Below are 12,459 nucleotides of genomic sequence, written 5' to 3'. Positions count from 1 at the left end.
TTAAAATTAGTATGATGAAAAAAATTATAGTACCCATAGATTTCTCTAACCACTCAGAATATGCTCTTAAAACAGCTGCTAAATTGGCTAAAAAATACAATGGTGAAGTATTGGCGTTACATATGTTAGAAATGTCCGATATTATGCTTTCTGCCTCTGATGGCCTACAAAACGAAAAGGCTGTTTACTTTTTTAAATTGGCAGAACAAAAGTTTGAGGAGTTTTTAAAGAAAAACTTTTTGGAAGATGTAAAAGTAACTCCTCTAGTAAAGCATTTTAAAGTATTTAGTGAGGTTAATGATGTTGCTCTAGAACACGATGCAGACCTAATAGTAATGGGCTCTCATGGTACCGCAGGTATTAAACAATATTTCGTAGGCTCTAATACCGAACGTGTAGTACGGCACGCAGAAGTACCTGTTTTGGTGGTTAAAAAGGAATTGCCCGATATTCGTTTTGATGTGGTTGCCTTTGCTTGCGATTTTTCAGAAGAGTGTATTGCGCCTTACCTTAAGGCAAGACAAATGTTCGATAAAATGGGGGCTAAGATGTACTTAGTTCATGTAAACCTTCCTAACGATCGTTTTAAAAGTACTTTAGAAACAGAGCGTAATGTGGTAAATTTCTTCACTAAAGCAGATAGAAATTTAGATAAAATGGAAGACGTTTGTTATGTAGCCGATTATACCGTTGAAGATGGTTTGTTAAATTGTGCTAATAAAATAGGGGCAGACCTTATTGCAATGCCTACTCATGGTAGAAAAGGGTTGTCTCATTTCTTTGAAGGTAGCATTGGCGAGGATGTAGCTAATCATGCTACGCTTCCTGTAATGACATTTAAAATTTAATTACTCTAAAGCCAGCACATTAAACAAGTTGGCTTTAGTTTTTAAAAAGTCGTTTTCTATTTCTATAGCTTTTAACTTAGCATCAATTAGTTTAGATTCTCTAGAATTTACAAGAAATAACGAGCTTTCGCCTAAGAAAAACTTGCGTTCTTCAGCAGATAGCATGGTGGCATAGTCGTTAACGATTACTTCGGTAAAATCGCTTTGAACGATGTATGAATCTAATTCCTGACTAATCGCATCAATTTTGTTTCTAAGGCTAACCCGAGTGTCTTGAACTTCAAACCTGGTATCCTGTAACTTTAATTTTGCCAGTTTTAAATCGCCACGTTCTTTTCTTAAGAATAATGGAAAATAAATATTTACGCCACTTTTGTATGCCGATGTACTGAAAGATCTTGCTACATCTGGTGTTTCAGACAAAAAATTATATTGCAAATCTATTTGCGGTAACAAATTGTTTGCTTTCAGCCGTTTTTCAATATCTAAACTTTTTATTTTGTAGTCTAACGATTGTAGTTTAGGGTGGTTTTCAAAATTAAAACTTTCTATATCTAGCCCAGAGGTGTTTAAAGTTTCATCAATAGATAGAAAAGTATCAACATCTGGAATTACATTATCCTTTAGTTCTACAGGCGTATTATCGTTCAACCACAAGAAGTTAGAGAGTTCTAACGATGCTTTTATAAACTTAATTCTAGATTTTTCTAAGTTTAACCTCCTATTATTTAATGTAATTCTAGCCTCTAGCGTATCAATTGCTGGCATATCACCAACTTCGTAGCTTTTTTTAATACCATTAAAACGTATTTCGGCATTGGTTAAAAAATCTTCGTAAACTCGTTTTTCGTTATAACGCCTTAACCAATTAAAATAGGTTATGGTAGCTTCGTACAAAATATTGTTTACCAATAACTGTCGGTCTGCTTGTGCTTGTTTTACATATAAGCGCGATTGCCTTAACATAGCCATGCGTTTATTGGTTAATAAACCACGGGCAACAGGTACGGAAACGCCAGCACTGTAGAGGCCATCTTCTGGGACAAAGGCTTGCGGATTTAAAAAATCTCCTGTGTTTTCTTCAAAGTTGCCCTTAAATTCAACACCAAACCAGGTTGGAATTTTAAATGTGGCGTTTAACCTATCAAAATATTCGGTGTTTTTAAACTTTTTTCTATCGTAATCTACTTCTAACTTAGGATCGAAAGCACCACGAGCCTTCATTAATTTGGCTTCACTTTCGTTAATAACCAAATTGGCTTGCTTTACAATAGGGTGGTACGATTTAACATATCCTAAATATTCTGCTAAGGAAATTACCGAAGTAGAGTCTTGGGCAGAAGCTAAACCGCTAAAGCATAAAATTATACATATGAGGGTTACTCTCATTTTTTATCTGTTTTTGAAGCTGATGTTTTAGATTGAGGCTGATAGTAATTGGGTGGGAAACTGTTTATTTGGCGCCATAATTCAAACCAAATAGGTACGTCTTCCAATAAGGCTATTGTTCTAGCACCCGAACCAACACGAATTGCTTCTGGCCACTGGTGATCGCTCTCATCTGGTGCAAGTAAAACTCTGTATTTTCCGTTGTCGCTAATAAAGTTTTCTATGGCTACAACTTTTGCACCATAGGTACCATACGATACATTTGGCCAACCGCTAAATACTATTGCAGGCCAACCATCGAACTGAACGCGTACTTTTTCGCCAATATGCATTAAAGGGAGATCTATAGGCCTTACAAAAGTTTCTACGGCCAAGTCGTATTGCGCGGGCATAATACCTACCAGTTTTTCCCCTTCTTTAAAGGTAACACCTATACCGCCTGTTAAAGCCTTATTAATATAACCGTTTTGGGGTGCCGTAACATATAAAAGGCTATTACGGCGTTCGTAATTTGTTTTGGCATTTTCTAGCTTGGTAACTTGTGCCTTAGTATCGAACTGGCTAGATTGGGCTGTGAACATATCACTCTGTGCCTTAGATATTTTATCGGCGTAGGATGCCATAATTCTAGATAACTCTAGTTGGGCATTAATTACCTCATTTTGGCTTGCTAGATACTTGTTTTCTTGCGATATGTATTTTGCTTGCGTTTCCTGAAGTTTTAAGCGTTTTTCTTCTACATCCTTAACCGCTTTTAAACCTTCTTCCTGTAGTGTTTTTATACGATTAAACTGTGTTTCTGCAATTTTTAAGTTTGTAGTGGCAGCTTCTAAATCTATACTGTCGCTTTTTACTTTTAATTTAGATTGTAGCAGTTTATTTCTGGTTTGTTCCATCTTTAATTTTTGCTCGTTTTTTAAAGCAGAAATTTGCCTGTTTAGCGCCTCTACTTTTCCACCATAAGCAGTAACTGATGATGATTTTGCCATAATTTGATCATTGGTACGCTCTACCAATCTATCGTCAAAATAGTCACTTTTAATTTCAGAAATTCTTAAGATGGTATCACCTTTTTCTACATAATCGCCTTCTTGTACAAACCATTCTTCTATTCGCCCTGGTATTTGAGATTGAATGGTTTGTGGACGATGGTTTGGTTTTAAGGTGGTAACCAGCCCATTGCCAGAAATATTCTGTGTCCATGGTAAGAACAGCACAATAAGAATAATTATGGCTGCCGTTAATAAAAACCTATTAAAGTACTTGTAATATCTTTTATGCATTACGTTCTTTCCAGATTTATAGCTACTTAAGTCTATTATTTTATTTAAGCGGTTATGTGTTATATTAAGCATAACTTATAGGTTTAGTTTTTTAGTTTTCCTTTTTCTAGCGTAATTATTTCATCGCATTTGTTTAACCAAGCATCGCTACTACTAACTACAATTAACGTCCATGGTCTGTCAGGGTGTGTTAAAAATTCAATAATAGCATCTGTTTCTACTTGGTTAAACCTATCTAAGGCATCTTCTAATATTAAAACTTTAGGCTGTTTAAGGATGGCGCGAGCCAAAACAATTTTTTTAGCTAATGTAAAAGACATTTGTTTACCATCAGGATAAAGTATGGTATTTAAACCATCAGGTTGTTCTTTTATAAACTTTTTAAGGCCAACTTTTTCTAGTATATCATAAATTTGTTCGTCCGTAATATCAGGATTGGTAAATGTTAAATTGTCTTTTATTGTACCTTCAAAGGGCGTTTCGTCTGAAAGTGATAGCCCTAACTGAGATCTGTAAAAGTTTAGGTGTAAGCTATTAATAGACATATCGTTTATGTACAAGTGCCCACCTGTTGGCTCAATTACTCCAGATATTAAACGTAGTAAAGTAGATTTTCCTGCACCACTTTCGCCCTTAACCAAAACATTGCTTTTGGGCTTTATTTTTAGCGAAATATCTCTTAAAATATGCCTGTCTCTATTGCCAACTTCATAAGTTATTTTGTCTAACTCTATAGTGATGCCTTTGCTAAATTGTGGGCGGTCTCCATCTTGACTTTCTAACTCCTTATCAACAATTTGTCCCAACTTTTCTAATGATGTTAAAGTATCATAAAACGACTCTAAACCTAAAATGAGTTTTTCTACTGAAGCAATAACTAATAAAATAATAATTTCTGCCGCAACAAATTGGCCTATATTCATTTCTTGGTTTAGTACCAAAGCACCACCTATTAACAATAAACTAGCGGTAACTATTACTTTAAAGCTTATCATTTGTATAAATTGTAGCATTAAAACTTTAAAGTGGTTTTCTCTAGCAAGTAAGTAACCGTTTACTAAATCGTCATTCTTTTTAAGTCCTAAACTTGTACCGCCAGATAGTTTAAAACTTATAACAGAGCGTGCAATTTCTTGTATCCAATGTGCCACCCTGTATTTTTTCTTAGACTCTACTAGGCTTGTTTCTAGTCCTTTAATTGCAGTAAATTTAAAAACCACAAATATTAAAACGAGTAGTAAAAGTCCAAAAATGATAAAAAATGGATGGTAGAATGATAATAGAATTAAGGCAAATAAAATTTGAAGTACTGCCGTAGGAACATCAATTAATATTTTTGATAAACTTTTCTGGATTGTTAATGTATCAAAGAATCTGTTAGCTAATTCTGGTGGATAATAATCACGTAGCTCCGACATTTTTATTTTAGGAAAACGATATGTTAGCTCGAAAGAAGAACGCGTAAATATACGTTGCTGTATGGTTTCTATAATTCTTAATTGCATTAATTGTAGAAGTCCCGAAAAGGCTACGCCCAAGGTAACCAAAATAACAAGCACTATCCAAGAGGTAGATATTTGTGCACCTTGAATAAGGTTAATAATTGCTTGTATTCCTAGAGGGAGCGATAAAGCTACAACACCTGCAAAAATAGCATAATAAAATATTTGTAAGATGTCCCTTTTTTCTAATTGAAGCAAGCCTAATAAACGTTGCCAAGGGGTCATTTTTGGTTGTTCCATAGTTAAGATTTCAAGGTGTTAAGTACTAAATCTTTATAAAATTGAGTAGGGGTTACATTCAAGTTACAATCCGTTATAGATTTAAAATGATTTTTTAAAAAATGTTGGTGCAAACTACCATCTATAATAGTACTTGCTAAACTAGATGGGTATTTATAATGTGGGGCCATTGCAATTACCATGTCGCGCAACCTATGCACAATGCGCTTATAAATTACAAAATACCCTTCTTTATTTTCTTGGTCTACTTCTTTTGTTAAAAAGGATTTAGAGTTTTCATTCACCATAATACGGTTTAAAATAACTTCGTTAATATGGGAGAAATTAGAATCTTCCTTAATGGATCTAGACACTACTTCAACGGCTTTTTGTAACTTATCGGAAGGGTTTAAATTATGGGTTTCCATTACAAGTTGATATTCAATCCATGCCCAATACCAAGATGATAAATACAGCAATAATTTATGTTTACTTTCAAAATAACGATAAACAGAACTCTCGTTGGAGCCTATTATTGCACCTAGTTTTTTAAAGGTAAAACTATCAAAACCAATCTCATCTATTAAAATAATACTATGTTCTACAATACGCTTTCCTAATGCGGAAGACTCTGGGTCTTTTACATATATTTTCTCTGGAACAGCAATCTTTAAATTTGAAAGTAAAGAATCCATATTTAGTAAGTTTGATTGCAAATATAATAGCGTTACTATTATAATAGAAAATATAACTATTGTTTTTATAAATAATACATATAAATAAATCTTATGGAAGTAAAGATTGCTAAGTTAACTGTTTAAAAATGAAATACCATAGACTTTACAACGGTATAAACTTTAGATAAACTAAATAAAACTAGTTTTTGTAATTAATGACAATCTATACTGTTAGAAACTAGGTCGTAAACAGGGGCGGGAGATAAATAAGGAATGCCCAAACCTAAACCACGAAGAATAAAAAGTGCACCAATAACTATTACAAAAACGGGAATTGCTTTTTGTATACGTTGTCTTGTTTTACCTTTTAAGAAGTGGCTAAAATAAATAGCAGTTGTCATTAAAGGAATAGTACCCAAGCCAAAAACAGCCATATACAAACTACCGTTAGCGGCATTACCTCCGGCTATGGCAGCAAATAAAGCCATATATACCAAGCCGCAGGGTAAGAAGCCGTTTAAAAAACCAATAGTTAAAAACGTATCCATGGTTTTTTTCTTGAGAGCTGCACCCAGAGCAGATTTTACTTTAGAAATGGTTCGGTAAATAGGTTTTGAAAAGTTGTACTTGTTAAACGTTTTCTGTGGAATTACAACCACCAAAATCATTAAAATACCTATAAGAATAGATAACTGTTGTTGAAAACCAAAAATATACAGGCTTTTACCAATAAGTCCGAAAACTAAGCCTATAAGGCTATAAGACAGTAACCTACCAAAATGGTAAATAGCAATCTGAGATACTTTTTTTATAGAGTTTGTACGGTCTACAGGCAACATAAAAGCAATTGGGCCACACATACCAACGCAGTGAAAGCTACCTAATAAGCCTAGTATGAATGCCGATGCCAACATGTTAATATACTATAGATTTTTTAAATAAATAAGATTTTCCTTTATATTGCCAATCTATTTTAATGTTCCAACGACCATCTACCAAACGTTTGTCAGGTATGAGCAAATAAGGATTAGACAATGAAATAGCAGTTTCAAAGTCTAGTTGTTTGTTAGATGGTCTATATAGGAACATTTTTCCTGTAATTTCTTTATAATCAATATCCTGTGGGAAGTTTATTTTAAGTCCCTCAACAGTTCTTTCGTAACTAATATTTGTAGTTAATGCGTTAGCGTTTTTAAGCTTATCAATATCTGCTTGGTATTTTAATTCATCACCATAATAATCATCACTCACCAAATCGTGGTCGTACTTATCGTTTACATTCATAGAAATAATAAAGTACATTATAAAAGCAATAAAACTTATAAACGCCAATGCAATACCGGTTCCCCAATTAATTTTCATATCTCAACTTCCAGCAAAGGCAGGAATCTTTTTTTATTATAGTTTGTCATTCTGAACTTGTTTCAGAATCTCATTTCAATTTTTAATTTAGATCTACAAGGTTTTAAAACCTTACAGAAAACTATTTAGTACAACTGTACGCACTAAACTAATTATTATGGCATTTCACCTGTCGCTGTATGGCTTTCGGCAGTTGCTCCCTCCTGTGCTGGGGAGCTTCAATCCATAATATATTGTCGGCCAAAATTATTCACTTCTCGAAAATAAGTACTATCTAACCGTTATTACGACGAAAACCTTATCTATAACTCCTAGGACCTAAAAAATTAGCTGTTGTGGTTTCAATTAACTCATCACCTTTATATACGCCAATTCTAATTTTATTTCTATCACCAGAGAGTGCCGCATTGTTTATCTCAATAAATAACGTGCCTTCTGCAATGCCTTGGCTAGGTACTGTAAATTCATCACTAGTAGATACCAATCTTAGCTCGCCTTTATGCGACATTAATTTTAGGCTTACATCTTCAATATCATTAGATGTTTTATTTACTAACTTATAAGTGAACACGTTGCTAATAATGTTGTTTTCTTTATGTTCGTATAGTTGCCCTGGTAGTCTCAACACGTTTGCTTCTACGTCATTTCTTAAAAATAGCATACCAATTAACAACCCAATCATAATAGAAAGTACAGCAATATAGCCTTTCATTCTAGCGGTAAGCTTAAAAGGTGCTTTCTTTTCTATGTTTTCTTCACTAGCGTATCTAATTAATCCTTTAGGGAGGTTAATGCTTTCCATGATATGGTCGCATTCATCAATACAAGCGGTACAGTTTACACATTCTAACTGCGTACCGTTTCTAATATCTATACCTGTAGGGCATACATGTACACATTGTAAGCAGTCTATACAATCGCCGTGGCCTAAAGCTTCACGATCTTCGTTTTTTCTAAATTTCTTTCTACCATTTTCGCCTTCACCACGTTTATGGTCGTAAGCCACAACAATAGACTTTGTATCTAACAATACACCTTGAAGCCTTCCGTAGGGACAAGCGATAATGCATACCTGTTCTCTAAACCAAGCAAAAACAAAATAAAAAACACCAGTAAAAATTAGTAATGGTACTAATGTACCAAGATGCTCAAATGGGCCATCTGTAATGTATCGTATTAGTTTATCGCTTCCAATTAAATAAGCTAAAAATACATTAGCAATTAAAAATGATATAAAAAGGAAAATAATAAGTTTAAGCCCTTTTTTTCTTATTTTTTCTGCATCCCATTTTTGTCTTGCTAATTTGCGTTGCTTGTTTCTATCGCCTTCTATCCAATATTCAATGCGACGGAATACCATCTCCATGAATATGGTTTGCGGACAAATCCATCCACAGAAAATACGTCCGAACGCCACTGTAAAGAGTGTGATAAACACCACACCAATTAACATAGAAATTACAAAAAGATGAAAATCTTGTGGCCAAAACGGAAAACCAAAAATATTAAAGCGACGCTCCAGTATGTTAAACATTAAAAACTGATTTCCGTTGACTTTAATAAAAGGCGACAAAAATAAAAATGCAAGCAAAAAGTAGCTTACATATTTTCTGTATTCGTAAAACCTACCACTAGGTTTTTTTGGAAAAACCCATGCGCGTTTACCCTCTTCTGTTATAGTAGATATAGAGTCTCTAAATATTTCGTTCTCTGGGGTTTCCATTTTTTTTTGATTTAGACCTGTTAGATTTAAAATAAATCTAACAGGTCTTGATTCAAGTATTTAGTTTAGTTCACTAGTTTTTTTATTCTTAAACAGAATAAAGGTGTTTGCTTATTTAGTTTACAACGTTAATAACAGAGTCTGTTTTTATTTCCATAGCCTCGGTAGGTATGTCTTCAGCAGGTGCATTTTCGTCTACCCAAATATCGCCTTCGGGAGCTTTAGGGTTTGCAGGTGTAGTACCTTCAAAGGTTAATACATAACTTGCTACTTTTGCTATTTGAGAAGGTTTTAACTGTGCTTTCCAAGGAATCATTCCTTTTCCAGAACGCCCACCTTCTGAGATGGTTCTAAAAACATTTTTAATACCACCACCAAGAATCCAATGTTTATCGGTTAAGTTTGGTCCAATACCACCACCACCGTCTGCCATATGGCACGCTACACAGTTGGTTTCGAAAATGGATTGCCCTGTTTTTAAGTCATCAGGATTTGTTAATACTACTACAGTGTTTTCATCTACTAAATCAACAGCTGTTTTCTTGTATTCTTCAATTTCTATTTTAGCTTGGGCTAATTCTGTTTGTAGCTCATCTATTTGTGTTGGCCCTTCAAAAATATGATATCTTACTAAGTAAACTGCGGCAAAAACAATTGAAGCATAAAAAGCATACAGCCACCAAGGTGGTAAGTTATTGTCTAGCTCTTTAATACCATCGTAGTTATGGTCTAGAATTATTTCTCCTTCTTCTTCAATTGGCTTTTGGCCTAAAAGTTTGTTGTAGGTTTCTTTTAACCATGTAAACTCAAAAGTTTTTTCTTTTTCAGCTAAAAAACGTGCTTTTGCCTCTTCGTCTAGCTTATGTAGCATTACATTTTCTAATGCGCCAATAATAGCTTCTATGGCAATTAAAATTAACAATACTAATAAGAGAAATAATAGTACTGCCGGATATTCAATAAATGCAGGTTTTTCACCAGAATCTATAAAGAATTCTACAGCTCCGAAAATAATAAAGAATACTACAGGAACGCGAATCCAAGATGGAACTAAATTTCTCATAATGTGTCGTTATTTTGGTTGTCTAAAGGTATGTTACTTACTGTTTTTATATAATCTTTCTTAGCGGTTGCAACCCACCAAAAAAGCGCTACAAAAAAGATAAAAAAGATGAGTAGGGAAATTATAGGATATATTTCAACCCCCGTAATACTCTCCATATGGTTTTTTACAAATTTTAGCATAATACTTTATTTACTGGGTTATTTTTGAGCTGTTTCTACTTTAATGTCTGTACCTAAACGTTGTAGGTATGCTATTAAAGCTACAATTTCTCTGTTTTTCATTTCTACAAAATCTTCACCATTTTCGGCAGCATATTTTTTGTCTGCTTCGTAGTTGTTTGCAAAATCTGGATCGCTGTAAAGGTTTTGTTCTATTTGTGCTCCCTGTTCTGCCATACTTTGTTGTGCAGCAGCTATTTCTTCATCTGAATACGGAACACCAAGAGAAACCATGGTTCTCATTTTCATCTCTGTTTGAGATTTATCTAACTCATTTTTAGTTAACCATTGGTAACGGGGCATAATAGAACCAGATGAGGTACTTTGCGGATCGTACATGTGGTTAAAGTGCCAGTTATCTGAATATTTTCCGCCAACGCGGTGTAAATCTGGACCAGTACGTTTACTTCCCCAAAGGAATGGGTGGTCGTACACATACTCACCAGCTTTAGAGTATTCGCCATAGCGCTCAACTTCACTTCTAAACGGGCGAATCATTTGTGAGTGGCATCCCACACAGCCTTCTCGAATGTAGATGTCTCTACCTTCTAACTCCAAAGGGGTGTATGGTTTAACACTAGCAATTGTTGGGATATTAGATTCTACCATAATGGTTGGTACAATTTGTACAATACCACCAATTAAAATAGCAATGGTTGCTAAAATGGTTAGTTGTATAGGTCTGCGCTCAATCCATGTGTGCCACCCTTCGTTAGCAGTGCGTCTTTTAGTAACTCGTTCTAAAGCAGGAGCTTCAGCTAGCTCGTCTTCTACTTTACTACCTTGTTTTATGGTTACAATAATGTTATATACTAAAATTAGCATACCTGTTATGTATAAAGTACCGCCAATGGCACGCATCCAGTACATAGGAATAATTTCTGTTACGGTTTCAAGAAAGTTTCCGTAAACTAAAGTTCCGTCTGGGTTAAATTGTTTCCACATACTAGCTTGTGTAAATCCAGCAACATACATAGGTAAAGCATACATTATTATACCCAGTGTGCCTATCCAAAAGTGTAGATTGGCAAGTCCTACAGAGTACAGTTTGGTTTTAAACAATCGTGGTACTAAATAATAAATCATACCAAAGGTTAAAAAACCATTCCAAGCAAGAGCACCCACGTGTACGTGTGCTATAATCCAATCTGTAAAGTGCGCAATAGCATTTACGTTTTTAAGTGAAAGCGTAGGGCCTTCAAAGGTTGCCATACCGTATCCTGTAATGGCAACTACCATAAATTTTAGAACAGGATCTGTTCTTACTTTATCCCAAGCACCACGTAAGGTTAATAAACCGTTTATCATACCGCCCCAAGACGGCATTAATAACATTACAGAAAAGGTAACCCCTAGGTTTTGTGCCCATTCTGGTAACGCAGTATATAATAAATGGTGAGGTCCTGCCCAAATGTAAATAAATATTAAAGACCAGAAGTGCACAATAGAAAGTCTATACGAGTATACAGGTCTGTTTGCTGCTTTTGGTACAAAGTAGTACATTAACCCTAGGAATGGTGTTGTAAGGAAAAATGCAACAGCATTGTGTCCATACCACCATTGTACTAAAGCATCTTGTACACCAGCATAAACAGAGTAGCTTTTCATACTGGTTAATGATAAAGGTAATTCTAAACTATTAAAAATATGAAGTACTGCAACGGTTACGAATGTTGCTATGTAAAACCAAATAGCAACATATAAATGGCGTTGTCTACGTTTTAACATGGTACCAATTAAATTCCATCCAAAAACCACCCATATTACTGCAATAGCAATATCGAAAGGCCATTCTAATTCGGCATATTCTTTAGAACTTGTGTATCCAAGAGGTAAAGTTATTGCAGCACCTACAATAATAAGTTGCCAGCCCCAAAAATTAATTTTACTTAAGGTGTCGTTAAACATTCTTGCTTTTAACAAGCGTTGAGTAGAATAATAAACACCTGCAAAAATAGCATTACCTACAAATGCAAAAATAACGGCATTAGTATGTAATGGTCTTAATCTACCAAAGCTTAACCACGAAATGCCGTCTGTTAAGTTTGGAAATAAAAACATAAAGGCTAGCAGTAACCCTACAAGCATGCCTACAACCCCCCAAAGCATGGTGGCATAAATAAAATTTTTAACGATTTTATTATCGTAATGAAATTGTTGCATTTCCATAAT

The 12,459-nt window shown here is 34.5% G+C and carries 11 protein-coding genes; 1 reads left to right on the top strand and 10 read right to left on the bottom strand.

The window, feature by feature from the left end:
- Nucleotides 1-14: 14 nt before the first annotated feature.
- Nucleotides 15-848 carry a universal stress protein gene (locus CLV33_RS13965; RefSeq protein WP_042242558.1) on the top strand — a complete coding sequence of 278 codons (834 nt, stop codon included), beginning with the start codon at nt 15-17 and terminating at the stop codon, nt 846-848.
- Here the strand turns inward: CLV33_RS13965 and CLV33_RS13960 are convergent, their stop codons facing one another.
- The 10 genes from CLV33_RS13960 to ccoN form a co-directional block, all read right to left on the bottom strand.
- Nucleotides 849-2,237, bottom strand: a complete 1,389-nt coding sequence (locus CLV33_RS13960; RefSeq protein ID WP_105474426.1) for a TolC family protein — start codon at nt 2,235-2,237, stop codon at nt 849-851.
- Nucleotides 2,234-3,592, bottom strand: a complete 1,359-nt coding sequence (locus CLV33_RS13955; RefSeq protein ID WP_105474425.1) for an HlyD family secretion protein — start codon at nt 3,590-3,592, stop codon at nt 2,234-2,236. Before CLV33_RS13955 ends, CLV33_RS13960 begins: the two co-directional genes overlap by 4 nt.
- Nucleotides 3,593-3,603: 11 nt before the next feature.
- Nucleotides 3,604-5,262, bottom strand: a complete 1,659-nt coding sequence (locus tag CLV33_RS13950) for a peptidase domain-containing ABC transporter (RefSeq protein ID WP_105474424.1) — start codon at nt 5,260-5,262, stop codon at nt 3,604-3,606.
- A gap of 2 nt (nt 5,263-5,264) precedes the next feature.
- Entirely contained in the window at nt 5,265-5,936 is a 672-nt protein-coding gene (locus CLV33_RS13945; protein WP_105474423.1) for a TetR/AcrR family transcriptional regulator, read from the bottom strand.
- 194 nt (nt 5,937-6,130) lie between these two features.
- Nucleotides 6,131-6,832: a sulfite exporter TauE/SafE family protein gene (locus tag CLV33_RS13940; protein WP_105474422.1), complete on the bottom strand. Its 702-nt coding sequence runs from the start codon at nt 6,830-6,832 to the stop codon at nt 6,131-6,133.
- A gap of 1 nt (nt 6,833) precedes the next feature.
- The gene (locus CLV33_RS13935; RefSeq protein WP_105474421.1) at nt 6,834-7,280 is read right to left on the bottom strand and encodes a FixH family protein; all 447 of its coding nucleotides are present in this window, start codon (nt 7,278-7,280) and stop codon (nt 6,834-6,836) included.
- Between the two features lie 298 nt (nt 7,281-7,578).
- Complete coding sequence (gene ccoG, locus CLV33_RS13930; RefSeq protein ID WP_105474420.1) at nt 7,579-9,003, bottom strand: cytochrome c oxidase accessory protein CcoG; 1,425 nt, start codon at nt 9,001-9,003, stop codon at nt 7,579-7,581.
- 115 nt (nt 9,004-9,118) lie between these two features.
- Nucleotides 9,119-10,066 (bottom strand): cbb3-type cytochrome c oxidase N-terminal domain-containing protein, encoded by a 948-nt coding sequence (locus CLV33_RS13925; protein ID WP_042242569.1) that lies wholly within the window; start codon nt 10,064-10,066, stop codon nt 9,119-9,121.
- Nucleotides 10,063-10,248, bottom strand: a complete 186-nt coding sequence (locus CLV33_RS13920; RefSeq protein WP_042242572.1) for a cytochrome c oxidase subunit IV — start codon at nt 10,246-10,248, stop codon at nt 10,063-10,065. The genes CLV33_RS13925 and CLV33_RS13920 overlap by 4 nt, the downstream gene beginning before the upstream one ends.
- An 18-nt stretch (nt 10,249-10,266) precedes the next feature.
- On the bottom strand, nt 10,267-12,456 hold the full coding sequence (gene ccoN, locus CLV33_RS13915; protein WP_042242574.1) for a cytochrome-c oxidase, cbb3-type subunit I: 2,190 nt from the start codon (nt 12,454-12,456) through the stop codon (nt 10,267-10,269).
- Between the last annotated feature and the right edge of the window lie 3 nt (nt 12,457-12,459).

The organism is Jejuia pallidilutea, from assembly GCF_002973595.1.
Taxonomy (GTDB): Bacteria; Bacteroidota; Bacteroidia; order Flavobacteriales; family Flavobacteriaceae; genus Jejuia; species Jejuia pallidilutea.
The sequence above is the reverse complement of the archived record's forward strand: the minus strand, read 5'-3'. Positions and strand labels throughout refer to the sequence as shown.

Coding starts and splice junctions, on each gene's coding strand:
- CLV33_RS13925 (WP_042242569.1), bottom strand. CDS start 10,066: ATGAGAAATTTAGTTCCATCTTGGATTCGCGTTCCTGTAGTATTCTTT.
- CLV33_RS13950 (WP_105474424.1), bottom strand. CDS start 5,262: ATGGAACAACCAAAAATGACCCCTTGGCAACGTTTATTAGGCTTGCTT.
- CLV33_RS13960 (WP_105474426.1), bottom strand. CDS start 2,237: ATGAGAGTAACCCTCATATGTATAATTTTATGCTTTAGCGGTTTAGCT.
- CLV33_RS13940 (WP_105474422.1), bottom strand. CDS start 6,832: ATGTTGGCATCGGCATTCATACTAGGCTTATTAGGTAGCTTTCACTGC.
- CLV33_RS13935 (WP_105474421.1), bottom strand. CDS start 7,280: ATGAAAATTAATTGGGGAACCGGTATTGCATTGGCGTTTATAAGTTTT.
- CLV33_RS13965 (WP_042242558.1), top strand. CDS start 15: ATGAAAAAAATTATAGTACCCATAGATTTCTCTAACCACTCAGAATAT.
- CLV33_RS13945 (WP_105474423.1), bottom strand. CDS start 5,936: ATGGATTCTTTACTTTCAAATTTAAAGATTGCTGTTCCAGAGAAAATA.
- CLV33_RS13920 (WP_042242572.1), bottom strand. CDS start 10,248: ATGCTAAAATTTGTAAAAAACCATATGGAGAGTATTACGGGGGTTGAA.
- ccoN (WP_042242574.1), bottom strand. CDS start 12,456: ATGGAAATGCAACAATTTCATTACGATAATAAAATCGTTAAAAATTTT.
- ccoG (WP_105474420.1), bottom strand. CDS start 9,003: ATGGAAACCCCAGAGAACGAAATATTTAGAGACTCTATATCTACTATA.
- CLV33_RS13955 (WP_105474425.1), bottom strand. CDS start 3,592: ATGCTTAATATAACACATAACCGCTTAAATAAAATAATAGACTTAAGT.